We start from the raw sequence: 24,784 nt of genomic DNA, 5'->3' as shown, positions 1-24,784 counted from the left end.
AACCTCTCATCTAATTCAAATGAAAACTAAACACCTTCTGCCGCTATTGCTGTCATTCCTGGCCTTTTGTGCCTTTATGCCCGGGGCAGAAGACTCTGTGGAAAGGCTTGCCGCCGCACTTCAGAAATGGTCGGATGCCAATCCGCAGGAGAAAGTCTATCTCCAGACCGACAAGCCCTATTATGCGGTGGGCGATACCCTGTGGTTCAAGGCCTACCTTACAGTGGGGAGCCGCCACCAGCCCTCCAAACTCAGCGGGGCATTGTATGTGGAACTCATCAACGAGCGCGATTCACTGGTATCTTCCCTTAAACTTCCGGTTACCGGCGGTATGGCCATGGGAGATTTTACCATTGATGACGGGTACACTTCCGGAAATTACCGACTCAGGGCCTATACACAGTGGATGCGGAATGCCGGGGAAGATTACTTTTTCGACAGGCACCTGCTGATCGGCGATCCCCTCGATCTTCAGTCTGGTGCTGCAGAGAAGACGAATCGCCGGGAAAGCCCGGAAAGAAACGTCGTCCAGCGTAAAACCGCTGTGCCTGACAGCCTTTCGGGAGCAGATATCCGGTTTTTTCCGGAAGGAGGAACACTGGTCAATAACGTAGCAACACGTATCGGCTTTAAGGCTGTGGCCACAACAGGCAGAGGTATAGCGGTAAAAGGTACTGTATTTGATGACAACGGCACCGAACTCGGAAAGTTTGAAAGCCAGTATGCAGGGATGGGGGTCTTTAATATCAGGCCTGAACCCGGAAGACGCTACAGTGCAAAACTCGGCTTTGAGGATGGGTCTTCAAAAACCGTCGTCCTGCCGGCAGCCCAGAATCAGGGATATGTGCTCGGGGTTTACCAGATGACACCGGACAGCCTGCTGGTACGCATCAATACCGACTGGGCACAACAGCGCACGCCACAAGCGCTTGGGATCATCGCACAAAGCAGTGGTACGGTCATCTACGCCGCGCAGCTCATGGTCAGCAAGCAGATCAATTCGTTCTGGCTCCCCAAAAAGGACTTTCCTTCCGGTATTGCACAGTTTACCCTGTTCAGCAACGGTGGCGAGCCTATTGCCGAAAGACTGACTTTCATAAAAAATGACGATCATATGCAGCTCACGCTTACCGGAGGCAAAACGAACTATGCCAGCCGGGACAGGGCCGAGCTCACCCTTCAGGCCAGTGATGCGGCGGGCAACCCGGTTGCGGGTAACTTTTCGGTAGCCGTGATCGACGAAGACAAGGTTCCTTCCGATGAAAATACGGAAACCAGCATTTTTTCCAGCCTGCTGCTCAGTTCCGAGCTCAAAGGCTATATCGAAACGCCGAATTATTATTTCAACGAAAATTCTGCAGAAAGAGACAAGGCCCTCGATAACCTGATGCTTACCCAGGGATACCGGAAATTCGTCTGGAAGGACCTTCAAAATATAACTACTGCCCAAGCTAATCCCATTTATCGGGCAGAGTCTCTCGGCACAGCGCTATCGGGCAGGGTATTGACCCTGTCCGGTAAACCTGTGGTCAACGGAACCGTAACGCTGATGTCTTTAAGTCCCGGCTTTATGGAGCAGGTAAAGACCGATGCGGACGGACGTTTCAGCTATGCGCCTCTTGTCCTTGGCGACAGCCTGAAGTTTGCCCTTCAGGGAAGGACCGCAAAGAATGGAAAAAAGGTAGAAATTATCCTTGATGAGGTTTCCAGGCAGGGCATCAGCGTCAACCCTCATCAGCCGGATTATCTGAAAAGTACAGCATACCTGAACAAGACCTATCTCGAAAACAGCAACAAGCAGGATGAACTGCGGGTACGTCTTGGCCAGCAGGGAAGGGTAAATCGCCTGAAAGAAGTCAGGATCCGGGCAGCACGTGCTGACCGGGACCAGATGAGCACTCAGGGAGTCTATCAGATCCCGGAGGGACATGCCGATTACAGTTATAAGATACCGGAATCAGAAGTTTGCGCCACACTCGGCATCTGCCTTCAGGGACGCCTCGGCAGCGTTGTTTTTCAGCCTTATCCCATGACGCAGCCCACTGTTATGAACTATCCATATTACAGGAACAGCCCTTTGCAGACCTTTCTGAACGGACGTCGCATTGATGCTCTGGAAGCTGCAGAGATCTATGACCAAAACAGCATCGATCCAAAAGATATTGTACGGATCGATGTGCTGACCAATAACCAGGCGCTGATCAGCATTGTAAACGGTCCAGCCGTTTTCATTTATACCCGCAAGTCACGGATACCCCGATACAATCCCGGCACAGTCAACATCAAACCAAAGGGGTTCAACAATGCACGTGAATTTTACAGCCCGCGTTACGACCGTCCGAACATCAGTCAGCAATTGCCCGATCTGCGCAGTACCGTTTACTGGAACCCCAAAGTAAAAACCTACGCCAATGGCCGCACCAGTTTCAGTTATTTCAACGCTGACGGGCCTGGCCGGTATAAAGTCATCGTAGAAGGCATCAATGCTGCGGGAGAACTAGGAAGGGCGGTCTACCGGTATGAAGTGACCGGAAACCACCTCTCCGCCCAGTCACAGTTGCCAGCCCCCGGAGCCGGTACACAAGCCGCTGTAAAGGCGATGCAGGAACTTCATCAGCGTATGCCGGCAGAGAAACTTTACCTGCACACCGATAAGCCCTACTATAACATCGGCGATACGATCTGGTTCAAGGCCTATCTTTTTGATGGCTCCAGTCTTGGTGCTTCCAGAAAGAGCGGACTGCTGTATGTAGAACTGAATGATGATACGGCAGAAACGGTCCGCAGGATCAGCATCCCGGTCAAAGAAGGCATTGGCTATGCGCAGATCGCGCTCGAACGTTCCGTTTTCCATGAGGGCGGATATACCCTGAGGGCTTATACGAACTGGATGCAGAATTTCGGGCCCGGCCATTTTTTTACCCAGCGATTGTACCTCGGGGTTCCGACCTCCGATACCTGGCTGGTGAAGTCAAGGTCTGAGATCGTCCGGAATGAAGTCAGTGACCAGCTGGAAACAGAATTAGTGCTGAGCAGACCCGATCAAAGCACTGCAGGGCTCCGGGATGTTTCGGTTACCATGATGGAAGGGGACCGTGTATTGCAAAAGGAGAAACTGCAGACCAGCGCAGACGGACGGCTGCGCATCAGCTATCCCCTGAAAGACAAAACGGACGGCCGTAAACTCTGGATATCGCTGAAAAGCCTTCATCCTGCAGATAATAACCAGCAGCTGGTGATCCCTTTATACCCCGAACGTATCCAGAAAACAGACCTGCAGTTCCTGCCTGAAGGTGGTTATCTCGTCGCAGGTCTGCCTTCCAGGGTCGGCTTTAAGGCAGTTTCGGAAAACGGGATGGGCATGGCTGTGTCTGGAAAAATCTATGACAGCAGGAAAAAAGCGGTCGCCTCCTTCAGGAGCCTTTATAAGGGAGCCGGAAGTTTCGAACTAACGCCTCTGGCAGGAGAAACCTATACCGCCAGGCTGGACGGATCTGAAGACAGGGATGCTTCCTTTGCGCTGCCGGCCGTACAGCAGCAGGGCACGGTAATGAAGGTGACCGCAAAACCAGGAGCCGAGGTGCTGGAAGTAAGCATCAGTGCCACCGAGGGGTTACCGGATACCGGCAGTGTGTGGACACTCGTCGGACTGTCTCGCGGTGTCGTTACTTATTCCGCTGAGGTTAATCCCGGGAACCTGGTTTATCAGGTTCCAAAAAACATCCTCCCCAGTGGCATCACCGAATTTACCTTGCTGAAGAACCAGGTGCCGCTGAACCGCCGTATGGTATTCGTCGATCAGCATGACCAGTTACAGTTCAGTGTCGTTAAAAATAAACCGGCTTACCTGGAGAGGGACAGTGTCAGCCTGGAACTGATGGTCAAAGATAAATACGGCGAGCCTGTAAAGGGCAGTTTCTCCCTGGCGGTTACCGATGACAGCCAGGTCAACCCCGACAGCCTGGACAATTATGGTATCCTGCCGCGGTTGCTGCTCAGTTCAGACATTAAGGGGACCGTCGAGACACCCGGTTACTATTTCAACAGCAGGGACACCAGCAGGTTAACGGCACTGGATAACCTGATGCTTACCCAGGGCTGGGCCGGTTACGACTGGAAGGAGGCCTTCCAGGTACCTTCTCCGTTAAAATACGATCCGGAAAGAAGCCTCCGCATCAGGGGAACAGTAACCAATGTGGTCAATAAACCTGTACCGGGTGCGCAGATGCTCATCTCCTCACAAAAACCCATATTTATCAATACCACCATTACCGATTCAGCCGGACGCTATGTCTTTGAAAACCTTCCGCCCATTGATTCAGGGTCCTTCTTTATCCAGGCGCGCACGCCTAAAGGCCGCACCATGCACTTCGGAGCGGTCACCGTTGAACAGTTTTCCCCGGCCAGGGCTCCCGAGTCGCTCATGAACCCCATATCCCCATGGTACGTGAATACCAGTCTCCGCCAGCTGAATTACGTCAGGAATGCAAAGCTCCGGGAAGATGAAGCGGCCCTGAAGCTTGCAGGCATCCCGCTGAAGCAAGTGGAGATCAGAGACAAAAAGATCATTAGAAATTCTGAGAACCGCAATGGGCCGGGGCGGGCAGATCTGGTCTTTGACGAAGCCGACATCAAGAAGTCAACGACTACCGATTTATACCAGCTGCTCAAGCAAAAGCTTCCGGGCCTGAAGGTAGTTTACGACGAGAACCTGCCCACCATTTTATGGAACGGTTACCATGTTGTCGTCGGCATTGACGGCGGAGCCTTGCCGGTCAGCCTGAATGTGCCACCGGGACCTGAGATGCTCATCGATGCGCTCAGATCGTTTACGGTCCAGAATATGAAGGGCATGGAGGTAATGTACTCCCGGAACTATATCAGGTCGAAGTATACCCGGGTGATGCCTGGAGGTGTCGACCAGTATATTCCTGCATATCATCCAGGAAATATGGATATTTACCTGGAAACCAGGGCTATGGGTCCCAACAAGAAGGACAGGCCTTTTGCATTCGTTGAGATCACGACGGCAAACGGAAGGGGCTGGTTCAGGAGCAGCAGGCCCGATTTTGCCACACTGCGGCCATTGCCTGTAATGCAGCCCGCGGAATTTTACAGCCCCAGGTATACCGCTTCCAATAAAGACCTGGCTGCGCCTGATAACCGGGCTACCATCTACTGGAAGCCAGACGTGGTTACAGATGCAGAGGGTAGAGCAAAAGTCTCCTTTTATACCTCAGACCAGCGGGGAACCTATACGCTGAACGTCCAGGGAGCAGACATGGACGGCAGGGCGGGCGGCCTGCAGGAAAAAATCAAAGTTGTTCCTCCATCCACTTCCCAGCGTTAACGAAGGCCTCATCCACGGAACAGAACTTTCATTGAAATTTTACTTAGTTTTGCTCCTGCTATGGGAGTATTCTCTAAGACTTGTGAATATGCGATGCGCGCCGTTTTCTTCATCTCACACCGGACCGCCAATGGTGGAAGGGTAGGCATTAAGGAAATAGCGACGGGAATTAATTCCCCGGAGCACTTCTTAGCTAAAATTTTGCAGAATCTGGTACGCAGAAACATCATAAAGTCTGCTAAAGGCCCCAATGGAGGCTTTTTTATGGATGATACCACCCTCAACAGAAAATTATCTGAAGTTGTTGAGGCCGTTGATGGTAATGGCCTTTTTACGGGATGTGGCCTGGGTCTGGATTATTGTTCTGAAACCGATCCATGCCCACTGCACCATGAATTCAAGGCAATCAGGGAACGTATCCGCCAAATGCTGGAAAACACGACGATAGGGGAGTTCAATGAAGACTTAAATTCAGGAGTTACCAGATTAAAAAAGATAGCACCTTTCCCTTAATAATGTTCCTCAATCCACTTCCTTGCGTTAACGAAAGCCTCCATCCAGGGCGTCACTTCATCCTTGCGTCCCTTCGGATAGTTCGCCCAGTGCCACTGGAACAGTGAACGTTCAATATGTGGCATCATGACCAGGTGACGGCCGGACTCATCGCAGAGCATTGCCGTATTGAAATCTGAATCATTAGGACTGGCCGGATAAGCCTCATAAGCGTATTTCGACACGATGCGGTACCTGCTTTCCTCGTAAGGTAACTGGAAACGTCCTTCGCCATGCGATACCCAGACACCCAGCGTGGCGCCAGCCAGGCTGGACATCATGACCGAGTTGTTTTTCTGTATCGTCAGCGAAGTAAAGATACTTTCGTGTTTGCCGCTTTTATTGTGCAGCATCTTAGGCTTCACTTCATGGTCTTTGTTGATCAGGCCGAGTTCAATGAACAGCTGGCAACCGTTACAGATACCCACGGAAAGTGTATCCGGACGGGCAAAGAAGTTCTCCAGTGCGATCCTTGCCTTTTCGTTATACATAAACGCACCGGCCCAGCCCTTTGCAGAACCAAGTACGTCAGAGTTCGAGAACCCGCCGACCGCGCCGATAAACTGGATGTCTTCCAGTGTCTCGCGGCCATAGATCAGGTCGGTCATGTGTACGTCTTTTACATCAAAGCCGGCCAGGTACATTGCGTTGGCCAGTTCCCGCTCCGAGTTGCTTCCCTTTTCACGGATAATTGCCGCCTTCGGTCTTGGTTTGCTTCCGTCGATCACCGGCTTTTTGCCGCTGAAATCTGCCGGGAAATTATATTTCAGCACCTGGTGCTTATAATTGTCGTAGCGTTGTCTGGCCTTTTCGGCACCGCTTTGCCGGATATCCAGCAGATAGGACGTTTTAAACCAGACATCCCTCAGGTGGTCGATATCGAGGCTCAGTGCTTCAGCTCCGGCATTCCTGATCTCCAGAACAGCTGAATCCGTCACTTCCCCAATCTTGCTGAAGCTTACACCCTTAGCGGAAAGCAGACTTTCCACGGCGGCGTCTGCCTGGAAAACCAGTCCGATATTTTCCGCAAACAGTACCTTCAGCAGGTCAGCCTCGCCAAGTGCGGAAAGGTCAATCTTTGCGCCCAGGTTACGGTCTGCAAAGCAAAGCTCCAGCAGGGTAGTGATCAGGCCACCGCTGCCGATATCATGGCCAGCTTCGATCAGTCCGGCCCCGATCAGTTCCTGGACCGCATTGAAGGCAGTCTTCAGGGCCGCTGCATCTTTTACATCAGGGGTCTCGTTGCCCACTTTGTTCAGGATCTGCGCAAAGGAAGAGCCACCGAGCTTGTATCCGTCAGCAGACAGATTGATGTAATAGATCGCACCGCCATCCTTCTGCAATACAGGTTCCACGACCCTGGTAATGTCGTTACAGTTACCTGCCGCGGAAATGATCACTGTACCGGGCGCAATGACATCACCGTCCTTATATTTCTGTTTCATGGACAAAGAGTCCTTTCCAGTCGGAATATTGATGCCCAGTGCAATGGCGAAGTCCGAGCAGGCCTGTACCGCTTCGTACAAACGTGCATCCTCACCTTCATTCTTGCAGGCCCACATCCAGTTGGCCGAAAGCGATACGCTTTTCAACCCGTCCTTCAGCGGTGCCCATACCAGGTTGGACAGGGCCTCCGCCACCGCGATCCGGCTGCCGGCCCCTGCGTCAATCAGTGCCGATACCGGCGCATGGCCAATAGAGGTGGCAATACCTTCCCTGCCCTGAAAATCCAGCGCCATTACGCCCACATTGTTCAGCGGCAATTGCAGCGGCCCGGCACACTGCTGCTTGGCCACACGGCCGCCCACACAGCGGTCTACCTTATTGGTCAGCCAGTCCTTGCAGGCCACGGCCTCCAGTTGCAGCACCTGCTCCAGGTATTCGCTGAACTTTGCGGCATCATAAACTACCGGTGCGTAATTGCGTTCTACAGTCTGGTCTTCCATGACAAACTTCGGCGAGCTGCCGAACATGTCCTTCAGTTCCAGGTCCATCGGTTTAATGCCGGTGCTGGCCGATTCAAAGGTAAACCGGTGGTCGCCGGTCACCGTTCCTACGGTGTACATCGGTGAACGTTCACGGTCAGTTATTTTCTGCAGTGTCTCAATATCTTTTTCGCCGATCACCAGGCCCATGCGTTCCTGAGATTCGTTGCCAATGATCTCTTTGGCCGAAAGGGTAGGGTCACCTACCGGAAGTTTGTCCAGGTCGATCTTACCGCCGGTCTCTTCGACCAGTTCCGAGAGGCAGTTCAGGTGACCGCCTGCGCCGTGGTCGTGGATGGAAATGATGCTGTTGTACTCGCTTTCCACCATGCCGCGCACTGCATTGGCCGCGCGTTTCTGCATTTCCGGGTTGGAGCGCTGTACCGCGTTCAGCTCAATGCCGGTACCAAAGGCACCCGTATCTGCCGAAGATACCGCTGCGCCACCCATACCGATGCGGTAGTTCTCACCGCCCAGTACCACGATCTTGTCGCCTTCCGAAGGTTTATGTTTCTTAGCCTGGCTGGCCTTGCCGTATCCGACACCACCTGCCAGCATGATCACTTTGTCAAAGCCCAGTTTACGGCCTTCCTCCTCATGCTCGAAGGTCAGCACCGATCCGGTGATCAGTGGCTGTCCGAACTTATTGCCGAAATCCGTCGCGCCATTACTTGCCTTGATCAGGATGTCCATAGGCGTCTGGTACAGCCACTGACGCTCTTCGACCCCTTTTTCCCAGGGACGTCCCTGTTCCAGTCGGGAAAGCGCGGTCATATATACTGCCGTACCTGCCAGGGGCAATGCACCCTGTCCGCCGGCCAGCCTGTCCCTGATCTCCCCGCCGGAGCCTGTCGCCGCCCCGTTAAAAGGCTCGACTGTCGTCGGGAAGTTGTGGGTTTCGGCCTTCAGCGAGATGACCGACTCAAAGTCGCTGACCGCATAATAATCGGGTTCATCTGCACGTCTGGGGGCAAACTGCTGAACTACAGGTCCCTTAACAAAGGCAACGTTGTCCTTGTACGCAGAAACAATATCATTTGGGTTTTCTTCAGAAGTCTTTTTGATCAGCTTGAACAGCGAAGCAGGCTTTTCCTCACCGTCAATGATAAACCTGCCATTGAAGATCTTGTGGCGGCAGTGCTCCGAGTTCACCTGCGAAAAGCCGAACACTTCCGAATCGGTCAGCGGGCGCCCGAGCCTCCCGGCCAGCCCTTCCAGGTAAGCCACTTCTTCCTCGCTCAGGGATAGCCCCTCTTGTTTGTTATAGGCTGCAATATCGGTAATCTCCAGTATAGGTTCCGGCCGGATATCGATCGTATAGATGCCCTGGTCAAGCCTGCCGTATTTCTGTGAAAGCATGGGGTCGTATCCCGAAAAGTCCTCAGCTACCCGTTTGAACTCTTCTATCCGCACCACACCCTGAATGTCCATGTTCTGGGTGATCTCTACCGCATTGGTACTCCATGGCGTAATCATCGCCGCACGCGGTCCTACGAACGTACCGTCGAGGGTAGTTTCTGTGCTCAGCCTGGCGCCGCCGAAGAGCCATTCCAGTTTAGTGATGTCAGAGGTGGTCAGTTCCCGTTCAATTTGCAAGGCGAAAACTGTTTCAGAGTGACTTAAGAAGAAATAAATCATGCTTTAATTTTCAAGCCGCAAATTTACGGTTAATATTTTAAAATGGGGGAGTTCCCGATCAATATATTCCATGTTTTCCGCATCTTTACACGCCTATGGGAAGACATATCTTCAGGTTCAAACAATTCCAGGTCAATCAGGAGGGTTGTGCCATGAAGATCAATACCGACGGTGTCCTGATAGGTGCCCTGGCCGGGTTGCCGCATACCCGCCTTCCGGATGATGACGGTGCCCGTATCCTCGACATCGGTACCGGCACGGGTGTTATTGCTTTAATGCTTGCGCAGCGTTTTCCGCAAGCCAGCGTGGATGCTGTCGAGATCGATCAGCAGGCGAGCATTACCGCTGCCGCCAATTTTTCCGCCTCTCCCTTTGCAGGCCGCCTGAGGGTTCAGCACACCGCAATAGAAGACTATCAGCACACGCTTAAATACGACCTGATCGTTTCCAATCCCCCTTATTTCGTCAATGACCTGAAAAATCCTGAACAGCGGAAAAGCATCGCACGGCATGCCAGTGAGGATTTCTTTACGGCCATGCTCCGCAAAGCCTCCGGACTGCTCAGCGATGAGGGTTTACTATGGCTGATACTCCCCGTAAAGCAGGCCGATCTCATTACTAGTGGTATGTGCCGTGAATTCGGACTTTATCTTAAAAGCGAAGTCAGTGTCCGGTCCGACAGCAGCAAACCGGTCATCCGCAAGATCATTTGTCTCAGCTGCACGGAAAGCCCTGTCCTACGTGAAGAGTTTTGCATTTACGATCAGCAAGGCACCCACAGCAATGCATATCAGCTGCTGCTGAAAGACTTTTTCCTGGCGTACTGATCACAATCGGCCCTATCTCAGTTCATACCGGACAAAAGCCAGCGACTTCCCGTCGGGTGACCAGGAAGGAACATTGATCGTTCCCTGCCCGCCAAAGAAAACCGGTGTAAGGGGCGATAACTTCTTTGAAGCAAGATCAAGCAGCCTGAGCTGCACGTCCTTACCGAAAGGATGTTCCTGCAACTGGTCTTCCATAAATGTCAGTATGACCAGTTGTCTGCCATCGGGTGAAGGGTGGGGAAACCAGTTCGCGTACTGGTCATCCGTCAGCTGGACCTGGTTGCTGCCATCAGCATCCATACGCCAGATCTGCATCCGGCCCGTACGGAAGGAGTTGTAATAAATGTATTTTCCGTCAGGAGAATAATCCGGGCCGTCATCCAGCCCGCCGCCTTGCGTCAGTTGAGTTTCCTTACCATCTTTGAGGGATACCGTGAAAACATCCAGGTCTTTTCCGCCATTCCGTTCGCCTACAAATGCCAGTGTACTTCCGTCAGGACTCCATCCATGCCAGTAGGAGGGACCACGTTGCGTCACTCTTTTCAGGGCACCGCCTTCAATGCTGCCCGTGTACAAAACCGACCATCCACCGTGCTTCAGGGTATCGTTTGCCTCAATCACACCGCTGCTGATCACCACCTGTCTGCCATCCGGTGATATCCCGTGGTCATTATTGGCCGTAAGGTTGGCCGGGAAACCGATCTGCACTTTTTTCCCGTCCTTCAGAAATACCTTGTGCAACTTTCCCTTTTGGTTGATCAGCAGAAACTGCCCGTCCTTTGACCAGTTCGGCGCTTCGAAAAGCACGGTGTCCTGGTAAATGACTTTTCGCTTACCCGTCTTTATCTCTATCGTTTCCAGGTAAGCATTTACTTTCGGTACCTGTTGTCTTGCAGCTGCCGTTTGGGCAAATAAGGCACAAACCGCGGTGAACATTATTTTTCTCATGTCAGTAATAACGGTGGAGCCTGCGTGTCAGCAGGATTTTCTAAGATAGCGATTTTAGTCAGTTATCGTCGATATAGGCTGTGCAGCCCTATTCTGCGAACTTTAGCTTTTCAATCAGATCCGCAAAGTATTTGGCGCTCCATATTTTTAAAGCCGCGTCGTCCGGGATAAACCGTATTACATCCTCTTTAATACGTTCAAAATTGACTTCGTTTATTTTTTCCTTAAGCAACGTCAGTACCTGCTCTTTATTAATGGTCTCTTCCTTCCAGTCCCTGGTATCGCGCGCCCTTAACAAGAAGTGGTGCAAATCAAGTGGTATGCCTTTTTTAATGTACCATTCCAGGTCATACCAATCTCTGCCTTTCACTCGGCTTTGCCATTTCCTGAATAATAGCGCATGCATTTTGCCTGCGAAAAGACTCGGCAGGGTAAAGGTCTTTATATAAAAAGATATTGGCCGTGTAAGTAACTTTTCCTCCGTAGCAAATCCTAAAGGTGGGTCCCTGTCTACCTCGATCTTAATTTTCATTTGAGGCATTAACTTAATGCCGGTTTGCGGGACGACCTTTTCCAGCACCAGTTCCTTCCAAACGGTATCTGATTTTAAAAAGGCAGACTCAACATTGGACCCTACAGATTTCTGCTTTTCCTTCAAACTTACGGTAATGCCGAGCGAGGCGAACTCATCTACGATCGCCTGAAAATAAGGTTCCAGCGAAAAGCTTGGGTTTTTTTCGAGCAGGGAGAAATCCAGGTCTTCCGAATACCTGTTCAGGCCATAGAATATTCTCAGGGCGGTTCCCCCATAAAATGCCGCTTTTTCAAAAAAGCCTGAACGGCTAAGGCCAGCAAGCGTTATCTCCTGCATGATCTCCCGCAGGGCGTCAAACGCTTCCTGCTGATTTTGGGGGTTATATTCTTTTAACCAATCAGATATGATCATAAACTTTGCAGTGCTTTAATTAACATTGTTAAGCTGGACTTCTTCGGTGCGGCGTCAAGCCAGGTTGACATCATCCTAAGGTCGAGCCCGGTCAATTTATCATCGTCTATGCGCAGATCGTCAGTAAGCAGCTTAATAGCCTGGGTGATACTGCGCAGGTGAATGCCGGAGGTCATGATGATCTGGTCGCAAATCGCTTTTTCTGGCGATGCCATCAATATGTTTTGCTTTGGCGACAGTTGGACACCCTTGATCCCGTAGGAATAATAAGGAAGCGGGCAATGCCTGAACGTATATCTTCCGGCATTTGTCTTGTATTTTCTGGATGCCTTAATGGTAACCGAAGTGATTTCGTAAACCCGTTCCGGGATGAGCCCCCAGTAAGATAAAGCAGTTTCCATTGAAATATAACTTGGCCCCCAAAGGTGGTTCGCGATTAAATACGGTTCTGGCCTGGCTATCTTACTATTAGGACCAGGTATATATAGTCCGTTCTTGACGCCTGTTAATTCGCCTGATTTCATGAGCTCCCCGATCTTATCATTAGGACGCTTGTAGTCCTTAATCAAGGATAAAATAATTTGCCGCGTCAATGGCTCTTCAGCATAATCGGTTAACATGTCATCGAAATCCATAATGTAAAATTATAACTAATTAATCGGAATTTATCCGATTAACGTAAAAATATTTTACATATATATATGTTCAATATAACGTCATTAATCGGATTTTTTCCGATAATTTATTAATTATGTTACATGACGCCCCGTAAATTCTGGGGCATTTTCATTACTAATAACTGTCCAGGACATCATTAACCTCTTGTTTGGTGACCTTGTTTGAAGATTCAAAACAGGTCACCAAGTTAGTCATCAAAACTAGTTTTTTGACTAATTTTGCTGGTTTCCGAACCTTGGAGCAAACGGGACTGAGGTCGTTTAACCTCATCCGATTGAGTCCTGATCTGTTCATTTTTAAACCAAAAATTTGATGTAAAAATGAGGTGTTTAAGGTCAAATTTATGATTTCAAATAATTGATTTATAATTAGTTAATTATTAATGTTGCGACTAAATTAGGTGTTCCGAACCAGTCGCCGAATAGGTCGCTGACTGAGTCATAAATGTTGAGGTATTATGCGGATTTTCGGTGTAAAAAAAGCGCTTAGATCACAGGTCTAAGCGCTTTTGATGTGCCTTGCGGCTCTTTTAGCGGTCTGGACGGGACTCGAACCCGCGACCTCCGCCGTGACAGGGCGGCATTCTAACCAGCTGAACTACCAAACCGTTTCCGAAATTGCCCTGGCGTTAAGCCCTGGATCATTGTTTCGGGAGCGCAAATATAGATTTGTTCGCCGAATTATCCAGTAAATAATATTTTTTTTGTGCAGATTTTTTTCGGTACTTCACGTTCAGCCTATGGATGAGCCCACAGCAGAACCTCAGAAATACCATAAAACCCGGATAGCGCCTACGCCAAGCGGCTTTCTGCACATTGGCAACGCGCTGTCTTTTATCATCACCGCAACACTGGCAGAACGTCATGGCATCCCCATATTCCTGCGCATCGACGATCTTGACCAGGCCCGCGTAAGGCCCGAATACATTCGTGACATCTTTGATACGCTGGACTTCCTGGAAATTTCCTGGCAGGAAGGCCCCCGCAATGCGGATGATTTTCTCCGCAACTATTCCCAGCTGCACCGGATGCCGCTTTATGAGCAGGCCCTCCTTCAGCTCCGTGATGCCGGAAGGCTATTTGCCTGCAACTGCTCGCGTACCCGTATCGCCCGTAGTGGGGGCGGGGGCTACGATGGGCACTGCCTCCAGCGCGACCTGCCGTTTGACGCACCGGAGACTTGCTGGCGGTTAAACGTTACCGCGGGCTTTCCCGTGACGATGCTTAGCCCGGAAGGCCCTGTTCATACCGCTCTGCCCACCGACCAGGGCTATGTTGTCGTTCGCAAAAAAGACGGCTTCCCTGCTTATCAGCTCACTTCCGTCATCGACGACCTGCATTTTGGGGTAGACTTCATCGTCCGGGGAGCAGACCTCTGGTCGTCCACCTGCGCACAGCTCGTGCTTGCGGATGCCATGGGAAATGAACAGTTCGGGCAGAATACCTTTTACCATCATGCGTTGCTCAGCGATGCCGCCGGTACCAAATTATCTAAATCCGCCGGGGCCACCTCCATCCGGCACATGCGGAAGGAAGGATGGCGCAAAGAAGCAGTATTTGCGCATATTGGCAAGCAGGCAGGCCTGAACCATCCGTTTAGTGACTGGCGAGAACTGGGTAACGCTATGCTCAACCAGCAAGGTCATTAACGGTCGTCGTTGTAGGTCTTATCATTGATGGTGATTCTGGTGTCCGGCAATAGTTTTAGGATCCGGTCAATCCCAGGTTGAGAGATTTTTCCGTGGACGTTTAACCTTCCTACTTTGATCCTGCCCATTTCCTCAGGAATGTCAATTTCGTCCACAAAATAGATATCCAGCGAACGCACCTCCCGTAGATCCAGTATTTCTTTCGGTACAGATTTTACCCTCACCATGATGCCGCCGCTAAATTGTGTAGTATCCAGCAACATCATTTTTTTTGCAATGGGGTTATTCTGCCCGTCGTTCTTTCGGATCATCCATCCAATCTTTGGTTTGAGCGCAAAGGTCTTAGGATTTTGTTCCAGTCCTGTAAATCCCGCCCATATTTCAAGGGGAGTCGTTTTTGTCTCCTTGTTGTCGATGGCAATATAGGTCATATCCACCTTGACCATTTCCGAAGGGAGATTGCCGCTGCCGGAATATATCTCTTTAAGACCGTTGCGTTTGCCGGTTCTGTCGTAAGGGAAGAATTTGACGATCCATCCATCGATCACTTTCGGCTTGCCGTACTTTTCCAGCGTATGGTACTTGAACATATTCATCCAGAACTGCTTGTCGGTCTTACCCTGCGAGGCATTTACAAACTGCTGCAGCAATGGTTCTATTTCGGAAATCCACCAGTCAAGTTCGTACTTTTTCAGATACCGGGCTTTCTCGAGCACTTTATTCCAATCATTTGTTGTCCCTTCCAGTGTAATTTCAGGAATGCCGCAGCTTATAGAAATAACGACGAACTCAAAATAGGGCTTTACCGCTTCCATGAGCGTCACTTCCGACGCCAGCCTGGCGGTGGCATCTGTCGTGCTGAAGTCTGAGGTGGCTATTTGCTGGAGTTCCTTTCCGGAAAACCCGCCAATCTGCGTGGTAAATTCCGGAAATACTTTTTCCCAGGGGCTGTTTGGGTCTTCCAGCCTGATATTCTTGTTCTCTACTACCAGATTCGTCTTGCCACTACGGTTGGTAAAATATTTACGGTAATGTTTCGGATCACTGTTCACATGCCTTGCAAAACCCTGTGCAATCAGCAACCACATCATATCCGGTGAAAGCACAAAAGGACGATGGTCGGCGTAAGCCTGGTACATCCCGTTGAAAAAGGCATGGGCACCCATATCCACGAGTTGCCCGTTCCTGTCGCTGAAGGCTACGATGTCGGTCTTAAATTCCTTGAAATCATTAAGTTCATATTTTTCAATACCGGAACCGGAAATGATCATATTCTCATAGATCTTCTTAACCGGCGTAAGCCCGAGCAGTTTTTCAGGTTTACTTAGCTTTTCTATCTCGAGGACTACCTTGCGCTGCGCCTGCGAAGAGAGTGGCATTAACGCAAGCAGCGCAACTGTCAGGCAATAACCTGCTCCGGCGCGGAAAATTTGCAATTTCATACAGGCAGTCAATTGGTTACCGTTAATATAAGACTTTTATTGGACAGGTGACTTTTTTATTTTCCAGATGAAGCCATCCAGAACATAATGTGTTGCTTGTGGAAGCGCCAGCAACGGCACCACTAGAGAAAGCAGCAAATGATCGTCGATTTGCGGAAGGCCTGAAAACGATTTAAAAACACTGCCGTGTTCTTTCCAGACCAGACCGTCCCAAAGACCTTCCTCTAAATACGCCAGCAGGGCGAGCAGGAATACGAAAAACACCAGGCCCCAGGTGCGTCTGAAAGTGATGTCCAGGAGCAGACGTTTTCCTGCCGGTTCCGACCGGTTTTTTTTCGCTTCCATGACCCAGATCAACGCCATGTAGGGTATGCCATGCGAGATCACGTTCAGTGTCGTAAAAGCCATGTCCCCGTTAAAGAATACAATGCCGAAGTACCATGATAAAAAGGTTCCTGCCACCAGCAGGTTGCGCGGCCAGTTAAACCTGCCTGTCCTGGCAATAGCTGCAAGTTCCTTCATCACGTAAACCAGAATCACGGCAAAATAAAGTACACGAGATATCGCTGCTATGTGTAGTGCGGGAAAACTCAATACATCATCCTCAATAAACCAGCTGAAAGCGCGGCCTCCTTCAAAGTGCCAGTAAAGCAAAGGGTAGAGGGTTGCCGTATAAATGGCAACCGTGTCAGTCAGCCGTTCCCAGGGACGGGAGCGCTCGTGTCTGGAATAGAGGCGCATAAAGCCATACTGTTGTCTTACGAAATGAAATATCGCCAGGTAGGCCAGGCAACGCCAGAAAAGCATGCCATTCAGGCTATGGAGTATTACACCGCTGACGTAGCAGCACAATGGGACAGCCATCAGCAAAAATCCTTTGAATTCTGAGGATCTGAAATAAGTCCGGTACAAGGTACTGTATACGTGCGCCACATCAATGAAGACCACCAGGACCAGCCAGTAAATCAAAGGAATCTCCCCGGACGACTGGAAAACAGAAGGCAGGAAAGCGACCAGTGCCAGGGCGATAAAGGGTGGCGACAAAATGAAGACGCCGTCCAGCATTGCGGAATGCAGCCAGGGCTGTTCAGTCTTTCTTTCCATAACTCTGCAATACTTCTCTGGCTGCCCGGATGCCCTGGTGGAAGGCCTCCTCAAAGATCGATATCCCGCTGAGGTCTGTATGGGCAAAAAATATATTGCCATTCAGGGGCTGGCTGGCCAGGCCACGGTCATCGCCCCAGATGTAACCGGGCACCGGACTGATCATGCCATGGCCCCAGACCCAGCATTCAACCTCTTCGATGAATGGGGTAATGCCCGGGTGCATGAATTCCAGGTCAGGCAAAATGATGTCGAGCCATTGTTCATAGCTTCTGGTATAGGCCGTCAGCCTGGCAACACGAGGCTGCTCCTTACAAAGTGGAAGGTACCAGCTCAATACCGTACGCCCGTCGTCCCGCTTCAGCAACTGATGTCCTGCATTCACATAGCCTACGGCATCCGATCCGTAAGCCACATTGTCCCAGCAAAGATCCGGGCCCTTGCTTCGTTGCGGAAGCCCGCTGACCGTAACATTTGCCACAAACCATGGGGCATAATTCATTTTTCTGATATCCAGCTTTCGATCCGGGAAACCGGCAAGCAGCTTCTGGTTTACAAACTGAGGAGTGGCCAGGATCACGCGTTCCGCACAGATCAGTTCCGTCGAACCGCTTTCAGCATGATAAACCCAGGCGTTAACGCCGCCATCCGCCTCCGGACTCATCTTGTAGCAGAGTTGCCGTTGCCTGATGTGTGTTTTAAGGCCGCCTGCAAGCTTTTCCGATAGCCAGCCGTTCCCTTCGGGCCAGGTGAGCACCGCGTTGGTATCTGCGTTGGCCGCCTTTCCCCGCCGGGACGCGAAGTAGTGGATACCCGCCCATGCCGATATCTTTCCGGCCTGCTGTCCGTAATCGTCCTTGCAGCAATAATCGAGGTACCACAGCAGAGGTTCCGCATGGAAACCTGCTTCATTCAGGTATTCTGTAAATTTCATCCTGTCCAGCCGCCTGTAACGTTCGTCCCTGGAACTCGCATCTAAAGGGATGTCAAACGCATAGCGCCCGTCATTACCCCTGGCTTGCCGGAAATGCTCCATCAGCCCAAAGAACTTTTTGAACTGCCTGCGATCCGCGTCGCTGATCCCGAACTCCGGTACCAGCCCTTCCTGCCATTGACCGTTAATGAGCAGCCGTTCCTCCGGATCGAAACAGAGGTGATATTCATTATACACGGGAAGTCCGTTTTCATAAGCCCTGATCACCCCGCATTCCTCCAGAAATGCTGTCATCAGGCGGTCTTCCGCATTGGCAATCGTAATATAGTGTGCGCCCAGGGGGTACGCGGATGTCTTGTTCAGCCCTGAACGCGAGTTGCCCCCGGGTTGATGCTCCAGTTCCAGCAGTTCAAAATCATCATGTCCATTCAACTTCAGCCACCGCGCGGCGGAAAGTCCTGAAATCCCGCCACCGATGATCAGTGTTTTCACCTTGCGCCTTCCGGACGGAGGTGGCAGCGCAATCTTGTCGCGAAGAATATGCCCGGAGCGCTGGTCCGGGCCGGCCAGTTTTCCGGGAACCGTATAGCCCGGGGGCTTGAATTTTCGGATACATCCATCCAGAAAAATGGCCGATATCAGTACAGCGGACCTGATCAGGAACGATCTTCTTCCAGGCAGCCATCGCCGGTTCTCCTGCTTATAAAACCGAGCTCCACTCATCTTCGAAGTACTTCACCAAAATCTGGTTGTTAAGCCTGTTTACACTTACTGGTCGCTTTGCCATGTCCTTTGGAAAAAACAGCATCTGCTCGAAGCTTTCCGGACTCATAAACCGGGTTTCAGGCAGGTATTTTTCGGGCTTTCTGTAAAACGGCTTTTCCATGGCCATGATGTAGCCCCATTCACCAAAAGAAGGCACATAATTGTGATAAGGTACCGTATGCAAGCCCGTGGAATGCAAAGTACTGTCTACTGTCCAGAAGGATTTTGGTGCTACATAAGGAGAAGTGGCCTGTACGACCATAATTGCCCCGGGGGCCATCGCCGATCTGGCCAGCGTATAAAAGGAATTCGTGTACAGTTTACCTACGGAATAATTTGAAGGATCAGGGAAGTCTACCACCATAAAGTCAAACTGCTGCCGGTTTGCGCGCAGCCAGGCAAATGCATCCGCATTGATAATCTTCACCTTCCGGGACATCAGCGAGCGGTTGTTGAGTTCAAGCAGCATGGGGTTTGACCGGAAGAGATCGGTCATACCTTTGTCCAGGTCAACCAGGGTTACCTGTTCAATGTTCGGGTACCTCAATATTTCCCTGACGGCTAAACCATCACCTCCGCCCATGACCAATACTTTACGGGCCTTTGGCAAAGCCTGCAGTGCCGGATGCACCAAAGCCTCATGGTAACGGTATTCGTCGTCTGAACTGAACTGGAGGTTACCGTTCAGGAACAGGCGGAGCACCTTTCCTTTTTTCGTCAGGATAATGCGCTGATAAGGCGTGCTCTTTGAGTAAATGATCGTATCCGAGTAGGTTTGCCGCTCTGAAAAACTGGTAATTACGTCGGCAAATATGAACCCGGTACCAAGGGCAAGCATACAGATCACCGCGGCGGCCTGAAGGTAGGCTGCTGCACGGATTTCCTTCCTGAAAGTAAAGCATACCAGGAGTGCCACGGCAACATTCAGGATGCCGATCAGGTAGGAAGTCTTAACCAGACCGAGATGGGGGATGAGCAGTAGCGGGAACACCAGCGATGCCAGAAGGGCACCGATGTAATCAAAGGTAAAAACCTTAGACACCAGGTCCTTAAATTCATACCTGTCCTTTAGAATGCGCATCAGCAGCGGTATTTCCAGACCGACGAGAATCCCGGTAACCGCGACCAGACTGTACAGGACGATGCGGAAAGACGCCACACTTTCAAATACCAGGAAGAGGATGGTCGAACTTGTTCCACCGACCAGACCGACCAGGATCTCCAGCTGGATGAACCAGGTAATGATGTGTTTTTCGAAATACCGCGATGCCCAGGAGCCGATGCCCATGGAAAACAGGTACACCCCGATGATGGTGCTGAACTGCGTCACCGAGTCGCCCAGCAGGTAGCTGGCCAGGGTACCGGCAATCAGCTCGTAGATCAGCCCGCAGGTGGCTACTACGAAGACAGAGATCAGCAGCAGCGTGTGCAGTTTTTTGTTCATTCAGCAGAATTTGCGCTCCCTTAACCGTGTATGGCGGAACTGATGATGATGGCTACTGAAATCATGAAAGCAGCGCATACGATAGCCAGTGCAATATTATGCTTATCAATGATCTCTTTCCAAAGATTTTCCGGCGTGATCCGCTCAATGATCCAGAAGGAGATCAGCAGGATCAGGATACCGATCACTGAATACAGTACAGAAGCCACTATGTACTTCATGTTGATTAACTCATATAAGCTCATATTCGATATTTTACTTGTGATAAAAAGAATGCGCACCCCTTACCCGGTTACTGTTATATTCGGTATTGCGTATTACTTCGCTGCTTTCCCAGTAAGCGATCCCATACCATGCCGTATAGGCGTAATAGCAGGTAACAATAATGGCAAACGCAGTATAAATGTGTAAAGTCTTTATTTTTTGCATTGTTATCTTAATAAGATGGTGAATGGTCGCTGCTCATCCACCGTTGTTTTTCATAATTGCGCATGCGGTACCAGAGATAAGCCGGGTACAAGGCGAGTAACATGATGGTTGCCAGCAGGTTTCGCCATATCAGCGTATTGGCGGTTACAGTGATCCGCATCGTATTCTGCAAAGTATTTCCGGAAGCAGGGTAGATGTTCAGGTGGTATTTTCCCGCCGGTATTGCCGAAATCAGCACTTTGGCATCCCGCGAACCTTCAGACCAACGCTCGCCGTCTTCATAGCCATAGTAATATTCTATGCTTTCGGTCACCTCCCAGGTTTGGTTATCCTGTTCGTTGACCAGCACTACCGTGCTCTCCGCCCAGTTGTTGTCAATATTGGCTTCTATGTGGAAATCAAGCGAAGACGAAGCATCTGTCAGTTCGAAAGAAGGGGTAGTGAAAGGCTTGAATGTTTCGGCTTTTGTGGTGTCGGTATCCAGTCCGAAATTACCCGAAAGTACTGTTGTGGAAGGTTTGAAAAATATGGTCAGCAACGCGATCAACGCGGTCACCAGGATGCCGATGAGCGCTGGTTCATACACTGCATTCCAGCGCTTCTGATGTATGGATAGCTGGTTCGCACCTATCCCGACCCGCGAAGGGAACACTGCAATATCTTTCCCGAATGCCTCTGCAACTTCTTCGGGCTCTGCATAACGCCCCAGGTAAAACGCGACATTCCGGTTCTGGTCCTTTTCCTTAAAAAGGATTCCGGGTGGCGTGATAAATTCCGCTGTTTTAATGACTTCATGCAAGGGGTCCCAGTCGGATTCGCCTGCCCGCCCGGTCAGCACGACCGTATATTTGTTGAACAGCCGGAATTGCCGGTTCTGAAAAGTTATTGCGTCCAGATTGTGATCCTTCAGGTTACTCAGTTCAGGGTAAAATTCTTTTCCGGCAACAAAGTTCCAATGTCCATCGTATTCTGCAAAGGTGGCATAGCCTTTTTCATAATTATACAGCAGGTACTCCCTCCAGCTATAGGTTGTGCCTTTTTCCTTCTTTTCCATATAAGCGATCACCTTGAAGCGATGGCCGTCAAAGGTTCCTGTGTCGCCGATAGCGAGCACGGGGTTCAGTTTTGGTTTTGGAGCCTGTTTCTGGATCAGCGGGATATCGCCGGGAGTGAATCTGATCAGCGAACTGCATCCCGGACAAACGCAGTATTCGCTGCCCGCAGGATCATGCAGGATGATTTCGGTTTTGCAATCGGGGCAATCCACGGTTTCCGGCTCCGGAAAATCATTTAAAGCGATCGCAGACATATTACCTTTGTAATTCTGAGCACTTTATTTCAACGCCGCTGAAGAACTCAAGCACATCCCGGTAAATCTGCCTGACTTTCTCCGAATTTTCATTCCTGTAATTGGAAAGGAACACATCGAAGGTTGCCAGGCTAAATTCCGGCCAGGTATGAATGGAAAGGTGAGACTCTGTAAGGCAGACCACTCCGGTAAATCCTCCACCTTCAAAATCATGGTACACTTCTCCTACTTTTTGAAGGCCATGTGCTGAGATCAGTTGGTCAAAAAGGTTTTTTGATAGTTCAGATGCAGAAAGCAGCGCCTCACGGTCACTGGTAAATTCAGCTAAAATGTGCAAGCCGGGTTTGTAAAGCATTAACTTAGATTTGCTGCTAAAATAGAAAAAAATCAAGAAATGCAAAGTAGTACCCAGGTTACCACTCCCTCCATGTTCCCTCCGTGTTGAGTCCACGTTGAGTCCACGTTTTTACGGAAAAAACGTGGACTCAACATGCTGTAAGTATGCTGCCAAGATGTTCTCAGTAATAGCATACCCCTTATTGTTGTATATTCGCGCCGGTATTTTAACTAACCAGATAAAAACTGAATTATGGCAATTTTGAAAGGAAAGAACCTTACCGGGCTCCTCGGCAAGGTCACGATAAAACAATGGCGCGACAAAACGGTCCTGCAAATCAAATCATTTCATCCCAGGCAGACTGCGGCTACAAAGCAAAGTGCCGGTCTGTTCGGACAGTCAAGTACGCTTGCCCGGCTGATCCGCGGATACACAGGCCCTGAAAACTTCTATGACGGGGCAATGGTCAACCGGCTGGTTACAGAGGTAGCGGAAGCGATGCGGCAATGTTTTGACAAAGAAACGAAGACATTCAGTTTCCGTGAAGGCAGCTTCCATCGCCTGCAGGGTTTTGAGTACAATATACATTCGCCCCTCAAAAACTATTTCCGGGTGGAGCCGGTCGTGCAGGTACAGGGAGAGGAACTGACGATCGGCCTGCCGGAGTTTAAACCTGGTGCGGACATGAGGTTCCCATGGCGAGCGACGGGCTGTCTGATGGATGTAAAAGCGATCGAAATAGACCTGCTTACCAGGAAGGAGGGGGCATCCAGGTATTTTCAGCTGGAAATTGACAAGGATGAGGCTAACGTGCCCGCACAGCAATGGGTTGTTGAAGCGAAATCTGGTCGTCTTACGGTCGTGGCCTTCGAGCTGAATTATTACGCCAGGGCAGGGGGATTCCAGACCATGCTGAACAGCAAATCATGCAACCCTTCTGCCATCATAGCGGCGGTTTATGTCCCGTCCTGATGCTTAAGGGTATGGCTTCCGCGGCGATCTTTTTTCTCTTGGCAGCTTCATCTTTTTTCTTATATTAGATGCTTAAGGATAATACATGAAGTCGGGCAATGCCATCAGCGTAACACTCATATACCTTTTCACAGGTGTTGTATGGATTGTATTGAGCGACCGGCTGATCGACGCACTGTTCGACCCGGAAAAGGCAGATGTCATCCAAACGTATAAAGGCACTCTTTTCGTGGTGCTGACCTCTCTGATTTTATTCGTTTCTCTGGGCAGGCAGTACAGGAAGATGGATTCCTATATCAACAGGCTGGAGGCCAGCAAGCAGCGCCTCAGGGATCATGAACGGCAGCTGTTGTCTGCACAGAAAATCGCGAAGCTTGGTTACTGGCGGCTGGACCTGAAAAGCCATCAGTTGTACTGGAGTGACGAAGTTTACCGGATCTGGGGATTCTCAAAGGAAGATTACAAGCCGGATTATGCGTCCCTGCTGAAGTCGGTACATCCCCAGGACCGGCATTTGTTTCCGGATGCAGCCATGCTGAACACGCCTCAGCCGGTGGAAAATGAATTTCTCCACAGGGTACTGCTCCAGGACGGAACAGTGAAGTGGATCCAGCAAAAGGCAACAACGATTACCGGTGAGGATGGGGAACCTCTTTTCTATGAAGGCATTGCGCAGGATGTTACCGAAAGGCTGGGCTATATTGAGAGCCTGAAGGAAATTGCCCGTATGCAGTCACATGAGGTGAGGGGGCCGCTGGCCCGGATACTCGGGATCGTCCGTATTTTTGAAATGGACAAGGCCAATGTACCGCCCGAGATATCGGAGCTGATTTCTGACCTGGGCAAGGTGGCCGGAGAGTTGGATGAAGTGATCCACAGGATCAACGACCATACGGCAAACCGGCCGTCCTGAGTTTGCACCGAAAATGATTACGTTTGCTGCATGGTAAAAATAGGCTTGCTTTCCGATACTCATGGTTTCCTTGACGACGCCGTATTCCGGCATTTTGAGTCCTGTGACGAGATCTGGCACGCCGGTGATTTCGGTGCGGGGGTAGCAGGCCCGCTGGCGGATTTCAAGCCTTTGCGGGGTGTCTACGGCAATATCGACGGCGGCGAGGTCAGGGCCGTATTCCCGGAGCACCTGAGGTTCAGCATCGAAGGACTGGACGTCTGGATCACGCATATCGGCGGGTATCCCGAAAAATATTCACCCCAGGTAAAGCCCGAAATCTATACCAACCCGCCGGGACTGTTCATCACCGGACATTCCCATATCCTTAAGGTCATGTTCGACCCGAAGATCAGCTGCATGCACATCAATCCCGGTGCGGCCGGTAATTCGGGCTGGCATAAAGTAAAGACGCTTGTCCGCTTTGATGTGGCAGATGGACGCCTGCGCAACCTGGAAGTGATCGAGACCGGCAAACGCTAGTATGTATTTACATACTCCGGTTGTCAAGAGTGTTTCCAGGA

19 protein-coding genes and 1 tRNA gene are annotated in these 24,784 nt (G+C 50.6%); 7 read left to right on the top strand and 13 right to left on the bottom strand.

What is annotated here, in order from left to right; translation table 11 throughout:
• Positions 1 to 19 precede the first annotated feature (19 nt).
• Positions 20 to 5,350, top strand: a complete 5,331-nt coding sequence (locus P2W84_RS12760) for a carboxypeptidase regulatory-like domain-containing protein (protein ID WP_276090530.1) — start codon at positions 20 to 22, stop codon at positions 5,348 to 5,350.
• A gap of 60 nt (positions 5,351 to 5,410) precedes the next feature.
• On the top strand, positions 5,411 to 5,863 hold the full coding sequence (locus tag P2W84_RS12755) for an Rrf2 family transcriptional regulator (RefSeq protein WP_276090529.1): 453 nt from the start codon (positions 5,411 to 5,413) through the stop codon (positions 5,861 to 5,863).
• Here P2W84_RS12755 and purL read toward each other — a convergent pair.
• Entirely contained in the window at positions 5,860 to 9,525 is a 3,666-nt protein-coding gene (gene purL, locus P2W84_RS12750) for a phosphoribosylformylglycinamidine synthase (RefSeq protein ID WP_276090528.1), read from the bottom strand. The genes P2W84_RS12755 and purL overlap by 4 nt on opposite strands.
• Before the next feature lie 95 nt (positions 9,526 to 9,620).
• On the opposite strand from purL, the gene P2W84_RS12745 reads away from it, so the two are divergent.
• A complete protein-coding gene (locus tag P2W84_RS12745; RefSeq protein ID WP_276090527.1) occupies positions 9,621 to 10,352 on the top strand; it encodes a methyltransferase in 732 nt (243 codons plus the stop codon).
• A gap of 12 nt (positions 10,353 to 10,364) precedes the next feature.
• On the opposite strand, the gene P2W84_RS12740 is transcribed toward P2W84_RS12745, so the two are convergent.
• The 4 genes from P2W84_RS12740 to P2W84_RS12725 all read right to left on the bottom strand — a co-directional run bounded on the left by P2W84_RS12740 (position 10,365) and on the right by P2W84_RS12725 (position 13,531).
• A complete protein-coding gene (locus tag P2W84_RS12740; protein ID WP_276090526.1) occupies positions 10,365 to 11,300 on the bottom strand; it encodes a hypothetical protein in 936 nt (311 codons plus the stop codon).
• Positions 11,301 to 11,388: 88 nt separating this feature from the next.
• Positions 11,389 to 12,246 (bottom strand): nucleotidyl transferase AbiEii/AbiGii toxin family protein, encoded by an 858-nt coding sequence (locus tag P2W84_RS12735; protein ID WP_276090525.1) that lies wholly within the window; start codon positions 12,244 to 12,246, stop codon positions 11,389 to 11,391.
• Complete coding sequence (locus P2W84_RS12730; RefSeq protein WP_276090523.1) at positions 12,243 to 12,881, bottom strand: hypothetical protein; 639 nt, start codon at positions 12,879 to 12,881, stop codon at positions 12,243 to 12,245. The genes P2W84_RS12735 and P2W84_RS12730 overlap by 4 nt, the downstream gene beginning before the upstream one ends.
• A 576-nt stretch (positions 12,882 to 13,457) precedes the next feature.
• Positions 13,458 to 13,531 (bottom strand) — tRNA-Asp (locus P2W84_RS12725).
• Positions 13,532 to 13,663: 132 nt separating this feature from the next.
• On the opposite strand from P2W84_RS12725, the gene P2W84_RS12720 reads away from it, so the two are divergent.
• The gene (locus P2W84_RS12720; RefSeq protein ID WP_276090522.1) at positions 13,664 to 14,572 is read left to right on the top strand and encodes a glutamate--tRNA ligase family protein; all 909 of its coding nucleotides are present in this window, start codon (positions 13,664 to 13,666) and stop codon (positions 14,570 to 14,572) included.
• On the opposite strand, the gene P2W84_RS12715 is transcribed toward P2W84_RS12720, so the two are convergent.
• Genes P2W84_RS12715 through P2W84_RS12680 form a run of 8 tightly spaced genes read right to left on the bottom strand, consistent with a single transcriptional unit; the run spans position 14,569 to position 22,354 of the window.
• Positions 14,569 to 16,014, bottom strand: coding sequence for a DUF4419 domain-containing protein (locus tag P2W84_RS12715; protein WP_276090521.1), 1,446 nt, complete (start codon positions 16,012 to 16,014; stop codon positions 14,569 to 14,571). The two genes, P2W84_RS12720 and P2W84_RS12715, sit on opposite strands and share 4 nt — an antisense overlap.
• 36 nt (positions 16,015 to 16,050) lie before the next feature.
• Positions 16,051 to 17,118 carry a hypothetical protein gene (locus tag P2W84_RS12710; RefSeq protein WP_276090520.1) on the bottom strand — a complete coding sequence of 356 codons (1,068 nt, stop codon included), beginning with the start codon at positions 17,116 to 17,118 and terminating at the stop codon, positions 16,051 to 16,053.
• Positions 17,102 to 18,775: an FAD-dependent oxidoreductase gene (locus P2W84_RS12705; protein ID WP_276090519.1), complete on the bottom strand. Its 1,674-nt coding sequence runs from the start codon at positions 18,773 to 18,775 to the stop codon at positions 17,102 to 17,104. Before P2W84_RS12705 ends, P2W84_RS12710 begins: the two co-directional genes overlap by 17 nt.
• Positions 18,753 to 20,261, bottom strand: a complete 1,509-nt coding sequence (locus P2W84_RS12700; protein WP_276090518.1) for a polyamine aminopropyltransferase — start codon at positions 20,259 to 20,261, stop codon at positions 18,753 to 18,755. Before P2W84_RS12700 ends, P2W84_RS12705 begins: the two co-directional genes overlap by 23 nt.
• A 20-nt stretch (positions 20,262 to 20,281) precedes the next feature.
• Entirely contained in the window at positions 20,282 to 20,482 is a 201-nt protein-coding gene (locus tag P2W84_RS12695; RefSeq protein ID WP_276090517.1) for a DUF350 domain-containing protein, read from the bottom strand.
• Positions 20,483 to 20,516: 34 nt separating this feature from the next.
• The gene (locus tag P2W84_RS12690) at positions 20,517 to 20,690 is read right to left on the bottom strand and encodes a hypothetical protein (RefSeq protein ID WP_276090516.1); all 174 of its coding nucleotides are present in this window, start codon (positions 20,688 to 20,690) and stop codon (positions 20,517 to 20,519) included.
• Between the two features lie 7 nt (positions 20,691 to 20,697).
• Positions 20,698 to 21,999, bottom strand: a complete 1,302-nt coding sequence (locus P2W84_RS12685; protein WP_276090515.1) for a DUF4178 domain-containing protein — start codon at positions 21,997 to 21,999, stop codon at positions 20,698 to 20,700.
• Between the two features lies 1 nt (position 22,000).
• Positions 22,001 to 22,354, bottom strand: coding sequence for an S-adenosylmethionine decarboxylase (locus P2W84_RS12680; RefSeq protein ID WP_276090514.1), 354 nt, complete (start codon positions 22,352 to 22,354; stop codon positions 22,001 to 22,003).
• A gap of 234 nt (positions 22,355 to 22,588) precedes the next feature.
• On the opposite strand from P2W84_RS12680, the gene P2W84_RS12675 reads away from it, so the two are divergent.
• The 3 genes from P2W84_RS12675 (at position 22,589) to P2W84_RS12665 (ending at position 24,743) form a co-directional block, all read left to right on the top strand.
• On the top strand, positions 22,589 to 23,308 hold the full coding sequence (locus P2W84_RS12675; RefSeq protein ID WP_276090513.1) for a hypothetical protein: 720 nt from the start codon (positions 22,589 to 22,591) through the stop codon (positions 23,306 to 23,308).
• A gap of 85 nt (positions 23,309 to 23,393) precedes the next feature.
• Entirely contained in the window at positions 23,394 to 24,221 is an 828-nt protein-coding gene (locus P2W84_RS12670) for a PAS domain-containing protein (RefSeq protein ID WP_276090512.1), read from the top strand.
• Between the two features lie 30 nt (positions 24,222 to 24,251).
• A complete protein-coding gene (locus P2W84_RS12665; RefSeq protein ID WP_276090511.1) occupies positions 24,252 to 24,743 on the top strand; it encodes a metallophosphoesterase family protein in 492 nt (163 codons plus the stop codon).
• The last annotated feature ends 41 nt before the right edge of the window (positions 24,744 to 24,784 follow it).

The organism is Pedobacter sp. JY14-1, from assembly GCF_029269825.1.
In the GTDB taxonomy this organism is placed as follows: domain Bacteria; phylum Bacteroidota; class Bacteroidia; order Sphingobacteriales; family Sphingobacteriaceae; genus Pedobacter.
This window is presented reverse-complemented; position numbering and strand designations above follow the sequence as displayed.